The following is a 16501-nucleotide window of genomic DNA, read 5'->3' on the forward strand; positions in this document are numbered from 1 at the left end:
CTCGCCAGAAACTTCCTCGCTGCCGTTCTGCTGGCATCAACTAGACTTTGGCTCAGAGCTTATGAGTCCACGACCTAATCCGCTGTGGCCGAAGAGCCCGATGCAGCTCGCGCCCGAGATGAAGGCGCCGGTGCTCGGCCTCTATGGCGGCGCCGATACCGGCATTCCCGTCGCCCAGGTCGAGCAGCTCAAGGCCGCGCTCGAGCGGAACAAGAAGACGGCCGAATTCAAGATCTATCCGGAGGCGCCGCATGGCTTCTATGCCGACTACCGCGGCAGCTACCGCAAGGACGCGGCGGAAGATGCCTGGAAGAAGGCGCAGACCTGGTTCAAGAAATACGGCGTGTTGAGCTGACGCTGAGGCATGATCCGGAAAAGTGTGCAGCGGCTTTCCGACAAGATCATGCTCAAACAATTCACGAGGGCGGCCCGAGCGGCCGCCCTTGCTATTTTAAGGCGCCGGTCTCACTTCACCATCGCGCCATAGACGATGTCCTGGACCTGCTCGCGGTAATATTTCCTGAGTTCGCCAGGTGCCGCCGTTCCCACCACGACGACGAGACGCTCCTTGGGGTCGCAGAAGAACTGCGTCCCGTAGGCGCCATTCCAGGTGAACTCGCCGGGATTGCCGGGAACCGATGACAATCCCTCGCTGGTCCGGACCGCGACCGCGAGGCCAAAGCCGAAGCCGGCGCGATGCGGCTCGACATTCGCCACGTTGTTCTTGATCTCGGGACCGAGATGGTTGGTCGTCATGTGATGCACGGTCTTCGGGGAGAGGATGCGCTGGCCGTCGAGATCGCCGCCGTTGAGCAGCATCTGGCCGAAGCGGATGTAGTCGCCGACCGTCGCGAACGAGCAGGCGCCGCCGCAGTCGAACCTGGTCGGCGTATCCAGCAGCTTGATGGCCTGCGGCTTGCCGGTCAGCGGATCGTTGCCGAACGGGCGGGCGAGGCGCGGGCGCTGTGCGTCGGTCGGATGAAAGGTCGCGTCCTTCATGCCGAGCAGTTGCCAGAGATTGGCGGCGAGATAGTCCCCGAGCTTCTGCTCGCTGACCTTCTCGACGACGGCGCCGAGCACGTCGATCGAGAAGCCGTATTCGAATTCGGTCGAGGGTTGATGCGCCAGCGGCAGCTTCGTGATGCGGTCGATGAAAGCCTGGGTGTCGCCTTCGATTGCCGGCGCGATGCCATCAGGATATTGCCGCGCCACCGGGCTAGATGAGTCCGGGCGGCCGCCATACATCAATCCGGACGTACGCCGGTAGAGATCGTGGATGAAGATCGGCGAGGCCTGCGACTCGAGCTTGAGCGAACCGTCGGCCTGGACGACGCCGACCTTCATGCCGGCAAAGCCGGGATAGTAGTCCGACAGCTTGGCCTGGAGCGGCAACTTGCCTTGTTCCATCAGTGTCAGGCCCGCGACCGCGGCCATCGGCTTGGTCATCGAGGCCAGCGCGAAGATCGCATCGACGGGCATTGGCGTGCGCTTGTCCGGATCGAGCATGCCGTAGGCCCTGTAGTGCACGAGCTTGCCGTCCCGCGCCACAGCCACGACCGCGCCGGGCACGCGCTTGGCGGCGATCTCGCGGGCGAAGAAATCGTCGAGGCGGGTGAGGCCCTGCTTTGAGAAGCCGGCATCGTCGGGATTGGCTTCGGGCAGCGGCGCGGCTTGCGCTGGACCGAACGTGATGACGGCAGCCGCCGCGATCATGGCGATCGTCTTCTTCATTGTTTCCTCCCAAGGCGAGCTCGTTATGCAGTGGCCCCGCTCAACGGGTAGATCAAGGCCGCGCTGGCGCCAAGTCAAGCGCGAGCACGGCATGTCTGGGGCGGCGGAGATGCCGACCCCTATCGTCCTTCCCCCGCGCGCCATAGCGCATCCAGGGCGTGGCGGTAGCTCGGATAAGCAAGCGTGACGCCGAGCTCGCGCTTCAGTCTGGCGTTGCAGACGCGGGCGCTGCTGGCATAGAAGCTGCGGGCCATCGCCGACATCTCGGCCGTCTCGAACGCCTCTTCGGGCGGCGGTGCAACATTCATCAGCTCCGCCGCGTAAGCAATCACGTCCTGCGGCGGCGCCGGCTCGTCGTCGCAGACATTCCAGGTGCCGCCGCCCGGGCGATGAATGGCGGCCATGATCGCGCTCGCGATGTCGTCGACATGGATGCGGTTGAAGACCTGTCCCGGCTTGATGATGCGCCGAGCTGTTCCAGCGCGCAACGTCACCAGCGCGTTGCGGCCGGGGCCGTAGATGCCGGCAAGCCGCAGGATCGCGACATTGCCGTGCGCCGCGTCCCTCCAGGCCTGCTCGGCAGCAAGGCGCAAGCGCGCGCGCTCGAGGCTCGCCTGCGGCGGCGTGCTCTCGTCGACCCACCCGCCGGCGTGATCACCATACACGCCGATCGTGGACAGATAGACGATCTTGCGGTGGCGGCCCGCCGCCAGCACGCCGGGAAAGGCCTTGATTGCGGGATCGCCGGTGCCGCCGGGCGGGATCGAGACGAGAAGAATATCGGCGTCGCGGATGCGTTCGACTGTCTCGCGTGCCGGACCGCCGCCGGAGAAGGCATGTGTCTCGATGCCGGCAAGGTCGTTTCGTGTTCCGGGATCGCGCACCGTGCCGGCGATATGCGTGAAGGTGCCGCCAAACCTGCGGACGAAATGCCGGGCGCTGTAGCCGAGGCCGAGGATGAAGAGCCGCATGCGTCTGCCGTTCTGGTCGGAGTTCCCGTTCGCGCGAGCTGCGCATCCTCGCTCATAAGAGATTTTTGGGTCCGGCAAAAGATATTGCGATTTGTCCCGCCCGCCAGTGCGGGCGATGCTTGCCTGTCACAGAGGGGACAGGATGAATGCGTCGATCACGCGGGCAGAAGCCCCCGCCACGGTGCCATGGGGCGCTGCGGAGCTGATCCGGAGCGCCGCCGCGCTGATCTTCGATGTCGACGGCACCTTGGCCGAGACCGAGGAGCTGCATCGGCAGGCCTTCAACCATGCCTTCACCCGCCATCGCCTCGACTGGCAGTGGGACCGTGCCGTCTACAAGGACCTGCTGCGGGTCACCGGCGGCAAGGAGCGCATCCGCGCCCACCACGAAACGCTGCGGATCGCTGCGCCATTGTCGGACGAAGACATCGCTGCGCTCCATCGCGTCAAGACCGCACAATACGCCGAGCTGGTCGCGACCGGCTGCTGCCCCTTGCGGCCGGGCGTGACGGAACTCCTCGCTGCTGCAAAGGCGCGCGGCCAGCGGCTCGCGATCGCAACCACCACCTCGCACGGCAACATCGATGCGCTGCTGTCGCAGGCGCTGGGAACGCGCTGGGCGGCGGACTTCGACGCGATCGTGGCCGGCGATGACGTGCGCCAGAAGAAGCCGGCGCCGGATGTCTATCTCGAAACGCTGGCCCGGCTGAACCTGGAGGCTTCCGACTGCGTCGCGATCGAGGACTCAGCCAACGGGCTGATCGCGGCCTCGCGCGCCGGCATTCCGGTCCTCATCACGCGGAGCATGTTCTTCAGCGACGATGATTTCGGCGATGCACGGTTCGTGCTGGATGATTTGTCGGAACTCGGGGCCGCCAAATGAAAAAGTAACAAAACAACCCCATGCACAGTAGAACGCGCCCGCGGGCCGGCCGCCTTCAGTGGACCCGGTGGCTCGCTCTATCGTCTTCGCCCTGCTCGACAATCTGCGCAATTGGGCTCGACTGATGATGCACAAGGCGCCAGCCGTCGCCGACGCGCCGAAAATGATTGGCGGCGGCCAAAGCGGTGCCGTCGACGATCTCGATGCAGAGCACGCGCGCGCTGTCGCCATCGACGATCGCCTGCGGTTCGGCGCAGACGATCTGCGGCCGCTCCGGATTTTGCAGGATGTCGCGCCAGCTTCCGATCACGGTGGCGCGGCCGATGATGGCCGGCCAGCCGGGGTGGATGCAGGAAATGGCGTCATCGTCCGCCCACATCCGCTCCATGCCGTCGAAGTCGCCCTTTGAAAAGGCGGCGTAGAAGGCCGCGTTCGCGGCGATGACCTTGCTGTCCTTTGCCATGCCTTTCGGGTGGGGCAACGACAGGCAAAAATCAAGCGCGACTTCCGTCGGTTTTGACCGCAGTGCAGCATTGCCCGCTTTGTAGTCACGCCGAGATGAGCATCGCCACCGCGCGCCGCGCGCCGTTCTTGTAAAGCCGGTCGAGCGCCGCGGTCACGGCCTCGCGCAGGCGCGGCTCGGCGGCCAGCGGTCCGAACACCTTCTCGATCCCGAGCAATGCGGGCGCGAGCCGTTCGGCGACAGGCCCGGCCTCGCGTGCCAGCGCCGCGAGGTCGCCGGCAAGCGGATCGCGCACGTCGATCGCGCGGCCCTGCTCGTCGAGGGCTGTGACGTAGCGCATCCAGCCGGCCACCGCGAGCGCATGCGTTGCGATCGGAAGGTTTCTGGCGAGACGGTCCTGCATCGCGCCGAGCAGGCGCTGCGGCAGCTTTTGCGAGCCGTCCATCGCAATCTGCCAGGTGCGGTGATGCAGGGCAGGATTGGCGAAGCGCTCGAGCAGCGAGGCACGATAGGCGGCAAGGTCGGTGCCGACAGGCATCGTCAGCGTCACCGCGGCCTCTTCCATCACCTGTGCGGCGAGACGGGCGAAATGCGGATCCAGCATCGTGTCGGCGATGGTCTCATAGCCCGCGAGATAGCCGAGATAGGCCAGCGCCGAGTGGCTGGCGTTGAGCAGCCGCAGCTTCATCAGCTCGAACGGCTTGACGTCGGTGACGAGCTCGACACCCGCTGCGGCAAGATCAGGCCGTCCCGCTGTAAAACGGTCCTCTACCACCCATTGCGTGAAGGGCTCGGTCATGACGGGCCATGCATCGCGCATGCCGAGCGCGGTCGAGACCATATTGCGGTCGGCATCATTCGTCTCCGGCACGATGCGATCGACCATGGTCGACGGGAAGGCGGCGCTATCAGCGATCCACTTGCCGAGATCCTTCGAGCGCAGTGTCGCGAACTGCGTCACGATCCGCTGCACGGTATGGCCGTTGGCGGCAAGGTTGTCGCAGCACAGCACGGTGAAGGGCGCGAGTCCCTGCGCCCGCCGCCGCGCCAGCGCAGCCACGATGAAGCCGGGTGCCGAGCGCGGCGCGTCGAAATTGTTGAGATCGTGCACGACATCGGGATGGCGCTCGTCGAGATCGCCGGTCTGCGGCGTGTGGCAATAACCCTTCTCGGTGACGGTGAGCGAGACGATGCGGATGGCGGGATCGGCCATCCGCTCGACCAGCGCTGCCGGCTTCTCGCGCGCGACCATGCTGTCGAGCAGCGCGCCGATCACGCGGTGCCCGGTGCCTTCGGCGGCACGCACGGCGACAGTGTAAAGATGGTCCTGCGGGGCGAGGGCGTCGCGCGTATCCGGGCTACGCAGGCTCGCGCCGACGATGCCCCAGGCGTTGCTGCCTGCGGCAAGACAATCGTCGATGACGACCGCCTGATGGGCGCGATGGAAAGCCCCAAGGCCGAGATGCACGATGCCGGGCGTAACGCGCGAACGGTCATAGGCCGGGCGGCGGATAGCCTGCGGCAACCGCTCGAGATTGGCGCTGCCAAGGCGCATGGACGTCTCCCTTTGCTTTGGCCGCTGCTTGACATGGCGCCCGTCCTCGGTCAATGCTCCGGTCAATTGGTAAGACCAATTCTCCAAAATTGGCGGGCCGCCGGGGGAAGCCTCCCCTGCGAGACCCTTTAGGGAGGACCAGCGTGCCGCTGGAAGCTGTGGAGGCGAGACGGCTTTATCGCCAGGTCGCCGATCAATTGCGAAGCCTGATCGACAGCGCCGAGTACGCGGTCGGCAGCCGCTTGCCGACCGAGCGCGAACTCGCCGAGCAGCTCAAGATCTCGCGGCCGACCGTGCGCGAAGCCCTGATCGCGCTCGAGGTCGAAGGCCGCCTCCGCATCCGCGTCGGCTCCGGCATCTATGTGATCGAACCGGCGGCCGTTGCGGCGCCCGCAACCGCCGCAGTGATCGAGGGGCCGTTCGAGCTGCTGCGCGCCCGCGAATTCCTGGAAAGCGCGATCGCCGAACAGGCCGCGCGCGTGGCGACGAAGGACGACATCGCGCGGATCGACGCTTCCGTTCTAGCGATGGAGAATGTCGAGCATCCCGGCGAAGCCTCGATGGTCCACGACCGTGCCTTCCACGTCGCGATCGCCGGAAGCCTCGGCAATGCGGTTCTCGTGCGCGTGGTCGGCGAACTGTTCGACCAGCGCCTCAATCCCTATTTCGCGCAGCTTGCGCATTATTTCGAGAGCCCAGGCACGTGGCGCACGGCGCTCGACGAGCATCGCGCCGTGCGTGACGCCATTGCGGCACACGATCCGCAAGCTGCCCGCGATGCCATGCGCGATCATCTGGCGCGCTCCCAGGAACGCTTTGCGCAGAATTTCGGCGCCGAGACCGCGGCAGGATCGTCTGCCGGGCGAGGCCGGGCGGCGCGATCTGCACCAACGCCGGCGGGATCAAAACGAGCGCCGAAGAAGCGGGCCAAAAAGCAAGCCAAGAGCGGCAGCGCGCGACAGCGATGAGATTGGGCGGCCCGTCTCGGTTTTGGGCGGGCGAACAAGAAGCAGACTTTAGTCAGTGGAGGATAAGTCAGTGTTGAAGAAAATGACGATGGTGCTGGCGACTTCGGTCGCGGCGATGTTCGCGACGACCCATGCCGGCATGGCGCAGACCAAGCTGAAATGGGCGCATGTCTACGAGACCTCGGAACCGTTCCACACCGCTTCGGTCTGGGCCGCGCAGGAAATCGGCAAGCGCACCAACGGGCGCTACCAGATCGACGTCTATCCGGCATCCCAGCTCGGCAAGGAAGCCGACATCAACCAGGGCCTCTCGCTCGGCTCGGTCGACATCATCATTTCCGGCTCGAGCTTCGCGGCCAAGAGCTTTCCGCCGATCGGCGTGACCTACTATCCCTACACCTTCCGCGACGCCGACCATCTCCTCGCCTACACCAAGAGCGACATCTTCAAGGAGCTCGCCAAGGGCTATGAGGACAAGAGCGGCCACCACATCGTCGCCGTGACCTATTACGGCGTGCGCCAGACCTCGTCGAACAAGCCGATCAAGACCTGTGCCGACCTCAAGGGCCTGAAGATGCGCGTGCCCGACGTTCCGGCCTATCTGGCGATGCCGCGTGCCTGCGGCGCCAACACCGCGCCGATCGCGTTTGCCGAAGTCTATCTTGCGCTCCAGAACGGCACCGTCGAGGCGCAGGAGAATCCGCTGACCACGATCGAGGCCAAGAAGTTCTACGAGGTGCAGAAGCACATCGTGCTCACCGGCCACATCGTCGACCACCTCAATACGGTGGTGGCGGGCGCGCTCTGGAAGAAGCTGAGCGACGAGGACAAGAAGATCTTCACGGACGTGGCGCAGGAGGCTGCCGCCAAGGCGACCGCGGAAATCAAGCAGAACGAAGCCAAGCTGGTCGCCTTCTTCAAGGAGAAGGGCCTGACCGTGACCGAGGTCGACAAGAACGAGTTCCGCGACGCCGTGCTGAAGAACGTCGCGTTCGAGACCTTTGGCTATCGCAAGGCGGATTGGGAGCGAATCCAGGCGGTGAAGTAGCGACCTTGTCGTCATTCCGGGGCGGTCCGCAGGACCGAACTACGGTGCGCAATAGCGCACCTGAGAATCTCGAAGTTCCGGGTCCGGTGCTAGCGCACCAACCCGGAACGACGCGTTGCAGGTTTTGAGGAGCATCCCCATGTCCACCGCCGAAACGCACCGGCAGATCACCGCGGACGAGATCGCCCATACCTTCGAGGAGGAGGCGGCGCCGAAGGTCGATCTCGGCATCTACGCTTTCGAGGACTGGGTGGCGCTGGCGATCTTCTGGGTGATGGCGCTCGCCGTCTTCCTGCAGTTCTTCACGCGCTACGTGCTCAACGACAGCTACGCCTGGACCGAGGAGATCGCGACCTACTGCCTGATCGGCGTGGTCTTCATCGGCTCCTCGATGTGCGTGCGGCTGTCACGGCACATCCAGGTCGATCTGATCTATCGCTATCTGCCGCATCTACCGGCGCGCGCGCTGTCGACCGTCATCGACCTGATCCGGATCGCATTCTTCGGCTACGCCATCAAGCTGGTCTGGGTCTACATCCAGATCATCGGCGATGAATCGATGACCACGATCAATCTTCCCAAGGACTACGTCTACTACGCGGTGCTGCTCGGCTTCGTGCTGATGTTCGTGCGCTCCGTGCAGGTGGCGGTGCAACATCTGCGACAGGGCTACTCGATCCTCGAACGTCCCGGCGCCTACGACGGTTTTGAAGGATAAAGTCATGCTGCTGTTGCTTGGAGGCTTCCTCATCCTGATGCTGCTCGGCGTACCCGTGGCGATCGCCATGGCCTCGTCGTCGCTGCTCTACATCCTCGTCAGCGGGGTGACGCCCGACGTCACGCTGGCGCAGCGCATGATTGCCGGCGTCGAGAGCTTTCCGTTGCTCGCTGTGCCGTTCTTCATCCTGGCCGGCAACCTCATGAACATCGCCGGCGTGACCGGCCGCATCTACAAATTCGCGGTCGCGCTGGTCGGCTGGATGCGCGGCGGCCTCGGTCACGTCAACATCATCGGCTCGGTGATCTTCTCCGGCATGTCCGGCACCGCGATCGCGGACGCCGCCGGTCTCGGCACCATCGAGATCAAGGCGATGAAGGACCACGGCTACACCACCGAGTTCTCGGTCGGCGTCACCGCGGCCTCCGCGACGCTCGGTCCGATCATCCCGCCGTCACTGCCTTTCGTGATCTACGGCATGATGGCGAACGTCTCGATCGGTGCGCTGTTTTTGGGCGGCGTCATTCCCGGCGTCGTCCTGACCCTGCTGATGATGGCGACCGTCACTTATTTCGCCCACAAGAACAAATGGGGCAGCGACACCCCGTTCTCCTGGCCGCAACTCGGCTCGGCCGGCCTCGAGATCGCCATCGTCCTGGCTTTCCCGCTTGCGATCTGGCTGATGGTGGTTGCCGGCATGTCGACCAACATGGCGGTCGTCATCGGCCTCGGCGTGCTGCTCACGATCGACTGGTACTTCGACTTCTCCGCGGTGATGGCGCTGATGGCGCCGGTGATCCTGATCGGCGGCATGACGCTCGGCTGGTTCACGCCGACGGAGGCCGCGGTCGCCGCCGTGATCTGGTCGCTGTTCCTCGGCCTCATCCGCTACCGCACCATGACGCTGAAGACGGTGGCCAAGGCGACCTTCGACACCATCGAGACCACGGCCTCGGTGCTGTTCATCGTCACGGCAGCCTCGATCTTCGCGTGGCTGCTCACGGTGTCGCAGGCGGCCCAATTGCTGTCGGACTGGATGCTCAGCATCACCCACAACAAATGGGTGTTCCTGGCGCTTGCCAACGTCCTGATCCTGTTCGTCGGCTGCTTCATCGACACCACGGCGGCGATCACCATCCTGGTGCCGATCCTGCTGCCGATCGTGCTCAAGCTTGGCATCGATCCGATCCATTTCGGCCTGATCATGACGCTGAACCTGATGATCGGCCTGCTGCATCCGCCGCTCGGGATGGTGCTGTTCGTGCTCGCCCGCGTGGCAAAGCTCTCGGTCGAGCGCACCACGGTCGCGATCCTGCCCTGGCTGGTGCCGCTGATGCTCGCGCTGATCGCGATCACCTACATCCCCGAACTGACCCTCTGGCTGCCTAAATACATGGGACTCTCCAAATGACCTCCACGGCTCTCGCCGCTACCCTGTTCGGGCCCGAAGACCTGCGCATGATCGAGCATCCGCTCGACAAGCTCGCAGGCGGCATGGTGCGTATCCGCTTCGGCGCCGGCGGCATCTGCGGCTCGGACATGCATTACTTCCGTCATGCCCGGACCGGTGATTTCGTGGTGAAGTCGCCGCTGGTGCTGGGCCATGAGATCTCTGGCGAGGTCGTGGAGATATCCGGCTCCGCCGCCAATTTGAAGGTCGGCGACCGCGTCGCCGTCAATCCGTCGCGCTGGTGCGGCCATTGCGTCGCCTGCCGCGAAGGCCGGCCGAACCTCTGCGAGAACATCTACTTCATGGGTTCGGCCTCGAAGACGCCGCACATGCAGGGGGGCTTTGCCAATTATTTCGACGCGATCCCGGCCCAGTGCGTGAAGATCCCGGATCATGTGTCCTATCAGGCCGCGGCGCTCGCCGAGCCGCTTGCGGTCTGTCTGCACGCGGTCGCGCGTGCCGGCAACATCGAGGGCAAGCGCGGCATCATCTTCGGTGCCGGTCCGATCGGGCTTCTGACCATGCTGGCTGCGCACCGCGCCGGCATGACTGACATCACGGTCGCCGACATCGCGCCGGCGCCGCTGGCCTTTGCTAGCCGGCTCGGCGCCTCTCATGTCGAGAACGTCGCAAGCGGCGAGGAGGGCCTCAAGGCGCAGGCTGCTTCGCGGCCCTATGACGTCGCTTTCGAGGTCTCGGGCACGGCCGCGGGCCTTGCCAGCGCCATCGGCATCATCCGGCGTGGCGGCATCGTGGTGCAGATCGGCAATCTGCCGGGCGGCCAGATTCCGGTGCCGGCCAACGCGGTGATGGCGAAGGAAATCGACCTGCGTGGCTCATTCCGCTTCGGCTTCGAATTCTTGAACGCGGTGGAACTGATCGGAGCCGGCAGCGTCGACGTGCTGTCGCTGGTCACCGCCGAGCGGCCGCTGTCGACCGCGCCCGACGCGCTGCGGCTGGCGCTCGACCGCTCGCAGAGCGTCAAGGTGGTGCTGACGGCGAACTGACCCGGGAGAATTTCGATGATGCTAGAGGGATGGCGCTGGTACGGGCCCGATGATCCCGTGTCGCTCGACGATGTCAGGCAGGCCGGTGCGACCGATATCGTCTCGGCGCTGCATCAGGTGCCGATCGGGGAGGCCTGGACGCGCAAGGCGGTCGAGGAGCGCAAGAATTTCATTGAGCGCGGCCAGCCCGGCCGCTCGCAACTGACCTGGTCGGTGGTGGAATCGATTCCGATCCCCGACGACGTCAAGCGTCTCGGGGGCAAGGCTACAAAGTCGATCGAGGCGTGGATCGCGAGCCTTGAAGCCGTGGCGGCCTCCGGCATCAAGATCATCTGCTACAATTTCATGCCGGTGGTCGACTGGTGCCGCACCGATCTGGAATGGGAGCTGCCGAACGGCGCCCGCGCCATGCGTTTCGACCAGGATCGCTTTGCCGCGTTCGAGCTGCACATCCTGAAGCGTCCCGCGGCACTCGAGGAATACTCGCCCGAGCAGCAGGCGCGCGCGAAAAAGCTGTTCGACGGGATGAACGAGGTCGACATCGACTATCTCGTCATGGTCATCGCCAGCGCGCTGCCGGGCTCGACCACCGAGCCGATGACGATCCCGCAGTTCCGCGACCGGCTTGAAACGTATCGCGACATCACGCCAAAAATCCTGCGGCAGCATCTCGCCGAATTCCTCGCGCGCGTTGCGCCGGTCGCCGAGCAACTCGGCGTCTCGCTGACGCTGCACCCGGACGATCCGCCGCGCCCGCTGTTCGGCCTGCCGCGCGTCGCCTCCAGCGCCGACGACTATCAGGCGCTGTTCGACGCCGTGCCGTCCAAGGCCAACGGCATCTGCCTGTGCACCGGCTCGCTCGGCGTGCGCGCCGAGAACAACCTGCCTGCCATGGCCGAGCGCTTCGGCCCGCGCATTGCCTTTGCGCATCTGCGCGCGACCAAGCGCGAGGCGGATGGCCTGTCGTTCTACGAGTCCGATCATCTGGACGGTGACGTCGACATGGTCGCAGTGCTCAAGGCACTGCTGAAGGAGAACGCACGGCGTTCGCCCGACAAGCGGATCGTGTTCCGGCCCGACCACGGCCACCGCATGCTCGACGACCTCGCCGCCACCAAGCGCACCAATCCCGGCTACACCGCGATCGGCCGCCTCCGCGGCCTCGCCGAGCTGCGCGGTGCGATCCGCGCAATCGAACATCGGTGAGGTGTGTCTCGCCTCTCCCCGCCTGCGGGGAGGTGCCGGAATCTAGCCGCGTCGTCATTGCGAGCGCAGCGAAGTAATCCAGAATCCCTCCGCGGAAAGACTCTGGATTGCTTCCGCCTTCGCCAAGGCTTCGGCGGACAAGTCGCTGCGCTCGCAATGACGTGGAGGGAGAGGTGCCCCACTCCAACACCTCCCGCTCGCTCAATAGCACGCCGCCATCGCGCCGAGCTTCGGATGGAGCCGGTCGATCGCGGCGATCTCGCTTTGCATCTGCGCGGTGATCCAGTCGCGGATTTCGGCGGCGATGGGGCGCATCGGCCGGTTGCGCGGCGGCAGGAACTCGCAGATGCGCCGCGTGGTGGTGAGCGCGTTGGATGCCGGCACCAGCGCGCCGGTCAACAGCCAATGCGAGGCAACCGTCAGCCAGCCGAGCGCGATGCCCTGGCCGAGCAGGGCGGCCTGCACCACGACGGCATAATCGGTAAAGCTCAGCGCCTTGGCCGCGCCACGCCGCCGGGTGAGGAACGATGAATAATCCGCTGCCCAGTCGCCGGGCGTGTCGGCAAGGCGGATGATGGTGTTGCCCTCGGCAGGCCCGGTCACGCCGAGATAGGCAGGGCTGCACACCGGCAGCATCACCTCTTTCATCACCAATGTGCCGCCCGAAGACGGTTCTTCGCGATCGCGGAAGCGCATGCCGAGATCGACATTCTCCACCGGTCCGCGCAGCGCGCCCGAGATGAGCTGGAAGCGCAGATCGACCTGCGGAAACTGTTTCTGAAGCTTGTCGATCCGCGGCATCAGCCAATGCGTGGTGAAGGCGGAGGAGACCGAGAGCGTCACCGTCTCGGTGCCCTTGCGGCGGCGCTCGATCTCGATCAGCCCGGTTTCGATGCTGCGAAAACCGTCGAGCACGCGCCGATAGAGCAACTCGCCTTCCTCGGTGAGCACCGCGCGTCCCGCTTTGCGGTCGAACAGGCGCACGCCAAGATGATCCTCGAACTGGCCGAGCATGCGGCTCACCGCCGGTTGCGTGACGTTCAATTCAGCCGCAGCGGCCGTGAAGCTGCCGTTGCGCGCTGCTGCGTCGAAGACGAACAGGGCGTTACTTGAGGGCAGCATCCGGCGCAGCTCGGGCATAACGCCATGTTATGAGCCTGGTAAGAATTTGGCAATTGCCGAGTTCTGCCAAGTCTGGTGTCATTGGCATGACAGCATAAAGACAGGGTCTTGGAGCGAAGATTGGTTGCAGCGCACGCTGCGATCCGGATTGCTCCGAATCCCTGCCTATAAAGCAGGCTTATGGCGTGCAGTGAGGCACGCTGTTGCAGGACACAGACGGGGTCGATCGTTGGACAAACGAGCGGAAAGCGTCGAGATCAGGTCCGCGAGCAAGGCTTACGGCGCGGTTCGCGCCCTCGACGACGTGTCCCTCAATGTCGGCGCCGGCGAGTTCGTCTCGCTGCTCGGCCCCTCCGGTTCCGGCAAGACCACGCTGCTCGGCATTTTGGGCGGTTTCATCCTGCCATCGTCCGGCTCGATCCATTTCGGCGGCCGCGATGTCACCTGGATGCCTCCGCACAAGCGCGACATCGGCGTCGTGTTCCAGAACTACGCGCTGTTCCCCCACATGAGCGTCGGCGAGAACGTCGCCTTTCCGTTGCGCGCACGGCGCCTGCCGAAGGCGATCTGGCCGGAGAAGGTGCGCGCCGCGCTGGCGATGGTCGGTCTCGCCGGCTACGAGGAGCGCGGCATCGCGCAGCTCTCCGGCGGCCAGCGCCAGCGCGTGGCGCTGGCGCGCGCCATGATCTTCGAGCCGCGCCTGATCCTGATGGACGAGCCGCTCTCCGCGCTCGACAAGCAGCTCCGCGAATCCATGCAGATCGAGCTGCGCGCGCTGCACAAGCGCATCGGCGCCACCATCATCTACGTCACCCATGACCAGCGCGAGGCGCTGACCATGAGCGACCGCGTCGCCGTGATGAAGGACGGCAGGCTGATCCAGATCGACGCGCCGGCGCGCCTGCACGATTACCCCGCAGATTCCTTCGTCGCGAGCTTCATCGGCGAGGCGACGATGCTGCCCGTCCGCCGCGTCGATGCTTCCAGCGTCGCGCTCGGCAACGCTCTTCTCCGCAGCGCCCGCGCCATTCCCGACGGCGATGCCCTGATGCTGGCCGTGCACAGCGAGAAGCTGCTGATCGACGACGACTCGCAGGATATCGCCTGCAACCGGTTGACCGGCACCGTCACCGACATCGTCTACCAGGGCGAGAGCCTGCGCATCTTCCTCGCGCTCGAAGGCGGCGTCGCGCTCAGCCTGCGCCAGCCAAGCTATCACCAGGCCTACAGCCGCATTCCGCCGCTCGGCGGCAGTCTCACCGTCACCCTTCACCCCGAGGACACCATCATCGTGCCCGGGGGAACCTAAGCCTTGTCCAACCCGAGAGAAGAAGCCCAAATGTCGTCAGCAGCCTCGTTCAGCAATTTCAAGGTCCTCACCTTCGATGTCGTCGGCACCTTGATCGATTTCGAGACCGGCGTGCTCTCCGCGGTGCGCAGGATCTCGGGCAAGTCGCCGGCCGAGCTCAGCGACGACAAGATTTTCGAATCCTACAAGCGCGGCCGCGACCAGCATTACGAGCGCTCGAGCGAGGTGATGTTCCACGTCTACCGCTACCTCGCCAAGGAGCTCGGGCTTCCGGCGGACGATGCAGCGTGCGACATGTTCCAGCTCTCGGTATTGCGCTGGGGACCCTTCCCGGACTCGGTCGAGGCGTTGAAGCGTCTGCGCACGAAATTCCGCCTGGTCGCCATGACCAATGCCGACCGCGTCGCGCTCTCATGTTACGCGCATGCGCTAGGCGATCCCTTCGATGACACCGTCTGCGCCGACGAGACCGGCGTTGCAAAGCCCAATCCGGAGTTCTTCGCCTACAACAAAGGTCGTCAGTCCGCCTTCGGCTACAAGCAATCCGACATCCTGCACGTCGCGCAGAGCCAGCACCACGACATCGGGATCGCGCGGAAGCTCGGCTACAAGGTGTGCTGGATCGAGCGGCGCCAGGGCATGGCGGGCTTCGGCGGCACGCCTGCCGTCGAGAAGCTGACCAAGCCGGATTTCCACTTTTCGACGCTGAAGGCGCTCGCTGACGCGGCCATCGGGCCGGCGGCGTAATCGGTGAGCACGGGCATGACACGGGACTGGAGCGCGCTGCCATCGGCCAACTCGCTGTGGGAAGCCACGGCGGAGCCGGCGCGCGCGTTTCCCGTGCTGTCGGGCGAGAAACAAGCGGATGTGGTGATCATCGGTGCGGGCTATACCGGCCTGTCCGCGGCGCACCACGTTACCAGGAGCGGGCTCGCGCCGGTCGTGCTCGAGGCCAACCGGCCCGGCTGGGGCGCGAGCGGCCGCAATGGCGGCGTGATCACAGCGAAATTCCGCCTGTCATTCCGCGAGATCGATGCCGTGCACGGCCGCGCCATGGCGCAGCGCATGTACGGGATCGCGCATGAATCCACCGACATGGTCGAGGAGCTCGTCTCCGAATTCGGCATCACCAGCGCAGCGCTGACGCGCACCGGTCAGGTCAAGGCCGCGCACAACGAGACGACGCTGAAGGCCGCGATCGACGAGGCCAACTGGATGAAGCGCGAGATGGGCGATGCGGAAGTCCGCATCCTCGACAAGCGCGAGGTGCGCGAGGAGACCGGCTCCGACATCTTCGTCGGCGGCGTGCTCAATCCGGGCTCGGGCGGTATCCATCCGCTGAACTATCTGCGCGGCCTCGCCGATGGCGTGGCGCGTCGCGGCGTTCCGATCTTCCAGGATTCGCCGGTGATCAAGCTCCGGCGCGAGAACGACGGCATCGTCGCCGAAACGCCGCAAGGCGCGGTGCGGGCGAAGCAGGCGATCATCGCTACCAACAGCTATTCGGATCTGACGGATGCCACCGCGCATATGCAGCGGACGCTGATCCCGTTCCGCAGCGCCATGGTCGCGACCGAGCAGCTGCCGCGCAATCTCGCCGGTCGCCTGATGCCGACCGGGCGCACCTATACCGAGACCAAGCGCATGATGCGCTGGTTCCGCATGGTCGACAATCGCGTCATCTTCGGCGGCCGCGGCGCCTTCGGCAAGCAGGATTCCGAAGCTGCCTTCGATGCGCTGCGCAAGGCGATGGTCGGCATTTTTCCGGACCTCGCGGATGTGCCGCTCGCATACAAATGGTCGGGCCTGGTCGGCATGACGCTGGACTCCGTGCCGCATATCGGCCGGCTCGACGACCGCACGCTGTTCTCGATGGGCTACAACGGCGCGGGTGTGGCGATGTCGAGCCTGATGGGCCGCTATCTTGCCGCCTTCGCGCGCGGCGAGACGCCCGAGGTCGGGCTGCTCGATGCGCGGCGCCTGAAGGCCATTCCGTTCTATCCGCTGCGCGAGCCCGCCGTGCGCATGGTCGCCGGCTGGTACCAGTTTCTCGATGCGATCGGTCAATGA

Annotated in this window: 15 protein-coding genes and 1 pseudogene; 11 read left to right on the top strand and 5 right to left on the bottom strand. The window is 65.3% G+C overall.

The features are described 5' to 3' along the window. Positions 1 to 76: 76 nt before the first annotated feature. Positions 77 to 355, top strand: a pseudogene (locus JQ572_RS18440) (dienelactone hydrolase family protein); the annotation flags it as partial. Between the two features lie 110 nt (positions 356 to 465). Here the strand turns inward: JQ572_RS18440 and JQ572_RS18445 are convergent. Both JQ572_RS18445 and JQ572_RS18450 read right to left on the bottom strand, forming a co-directional pair. After that, positions 466 to 1731 (bottom strand): serine hydrolase domain-containing protein, encoded by a 1266-nt coding sequence (locus JQ572_RS18445; RefSeq protein ID WP_211384227.1) that lies wholly within the window; start codon positions 1729 to 1731, stop codon positions 466 to 468. 119 nt (positions 1732 to 1850) lie between these two features. Further along, positions 1851 to 2702: an SDR family oxidoreductase gene (locus JQ572_RS18450; protein WP_211384228.1), complete on the bottom strand. Its 852-nt coding sequence runs from the start codon at positions 2700 to 2702 to the stop codon at positions 1851 to 1853. A gap of 142 nt (positions 2703 to 2844) precedes the next feature. Between JQ572_RS18450 and JQ572_RS18455 the strand changes: the two genes are divergently transcribed. Beyond that, the gene (locus tag JQ572_RS18455; RefSeq protein WP_249129116.1) at positions 2845 to 3585 is read left to right on the top strand and encodes an HAD family hydrolase; all 741 of its coding nucleotides are present in this window, start codon (positions 2845 to 2847) and stop codon (positions 3583 to 3585) included. A gap of 55 nt (positions 3586 to 3640) precedes the next feature. Here the strand turns inward: JQ572_RS18455 and JQ572_RS18460 are convergent, their stop codons facing one another. Together JQ572_RS18460 and JQ572_RS18465 are read right to left on the bottom strand one after the other, a co-directional pair. Further along, a complete protein-coding gene (locus JQ572_RS18460; protein ID WP_211384229.1) occupies positions 3641 to 4048 on the bottom strand; it encodes a nuclear transport factor 2 family protein in 408 nt (135 codons plus the stop codon). Positions 4049 to 4133: 85 nt separating this feature from the next. Then, positions 4134 to 5603, bottom strand: coding sequence for a mannitol dehydrogenase family protein (locus JQ572_RS18465; RefSeq protein WP_211384230.1), 1470 nt, complete (start codon positions 5601 to 5603; stop codon positions 4134 to 4136). A 143-nt stretch (positions 5604 to 5746) separates the two neighbouring features. Between JQ572_RS18465 and JQ572_RS18470 the strand changes: the two genes are divergently transcribed. The 6 genes from JQ572_RS18470 to uxuA all read left to right on the top strand — a co-directional run bounded on the left by JQ572_RS18470 (position 5747) and on the right by uxuA (position 12000). Beyond that, positions 5747 to 6571, top strand: a complete 825-nt coding sequence (locus tag JQ572_RS18470) for a FadR/GntR family transcriptional regulator (RefSeq protein ID WP_211384231.1) — start codon at positions 5747 to 5749, stop codon at positions 6569 to 6571. Between the two features lie 88 nt (positions 6572 to 6659). Beyond that, on the top strand, positions 6660 to 7619 hold the full coding sequence (locus JQ572_RS18475; protein WP_211384795.1) for a sialic acid TRAP transporter substrate-binding protein SiaP: 960 nt from the start codon (positions 6660 to 6662) through the stop codon (positions 7617 to 7619). Positions 7620 to 7758: 139 nt separating this feature from the next. Then, positions 7759 to 8337, top strand: coding sequence for a TRAP transporter small permease (locus JQ572_RS18480; RefSeq protein ID WP_211384232.1), 579 nt, complete (start codon positions 7759 to 7761; stop codon positions 8335 to 8337). Between the two features lie 4 nt (positions 8338 to 8341). Beyond that, positions 8342 to 9748: a TRAP transporter large permease gene (locus JQ572_RS18485; RefSeq protein WP_211384233.1), complete on the top strand. Its 1407-nt coding sequence runs from the start codon at positions 8342 to 8344 to the stop codon at positions 9746 to 9748. Next, positions 9745 to 10794, top strand: coding sequence for an L-idonate 5-dehydrogenase (locus JQ572_RS18490; RefSeq protein WP_211384234.1), 1050 nt, complete (start codon positions 9745 to 9747; stop codon positions 10792 to 10794). Before JQ572_RS18485 ends, JQ572_RS18490 begins: the two co-directional genes overlap by 4 nt. Before the next feature lie 18 nt (positions 10795 to 10812). Beyond that, positions 10813 to 12000 (top strand): mannonate dehydratase, encoded by a 1188-nt coding sequence (uxuA, locus tag JQ572_RS18495; protein ID WP_211384796.1) that lies wholly within the window; start codon positions 10813 to 10815, stop codon positions 11998 to 12000. A 201-nt stretch (positions 12001 to 12201) separates the two neighbouring features. Here the strand turns inward: uxuA and JQ572_RS18500 are convergent, their stop codons facing one another. Further along, positions 12202 to 13140 carry a LysR family transcriptional regulator gene (locus JQ572_RS18500; protein WP_211384235.1) on the bottom strand — a complete coding sequence of 313 codons (939 nt, stop codon included), beginning with the start codon at positions 13138 to 13140 and terminating at the stop codon, positions 12202 to 12204. Positions 13141 to 13351: 211 nt separating this feature from the next. Here JQ572_RS18500 and JQ572_RS18505 point away from each other — a divergent pair, with 211 nt between their 5' ends. The 3 genes from JQ572_RS18505 to JQ572_RS18515 are packed head-to-tail and all read left to right on the top strand — an operon-like array spanning position 13352 to position 16501. Next, positions 13352 to 14431, top strand: a complete 1080-nt coding sequence (locus JQ572_RS18505) for an ABC transporter ATP-binding protein (protein ID WP_211384236.1) — start codon at positions 13352 to 13354, stop codon at positions 14429 to 14431. A 30-nt stretch (positions 14432 to 14461) separates the two neighbouring features. Continuing rightward, complete coding sequence (locus JQ572_RS18510) at positions 14462 to 15178, top strand: HAD family hydrolase (RefSeq protein WP_211384237.1); 717 nt, start codon at positions 14462 to 14464, stop codon at positions 15176 to 15178. A 15-nt stretch (positions 15179 to 15193) separates the two neighbouring features. Beyond that, positions 15194 to 16501: an NAD(P)/FAD-dependent oxidoreductase gene (locus tag JQ572_RS18515; RefSeq protein ID WP_211384238.1), complete on the top strand. Its 1308-nt coding sequence runs from the start codon at positions 15194 to 15196 to the stop codon at positions 16499 to 16501.

Origin of the sequence: Bradyrhizobium sp. SZCCT0153, from assembly GCF_018129995.1 — a bacterium.
GTDB classification, from domain to species: domain Bacteria; phylum Pseudomonadota; class Alphaproteobacteria; order Rhizobiales; family Xanthobacteraceae; genus Bradyrhizobium; species Bradyrhizobium japonicum_G.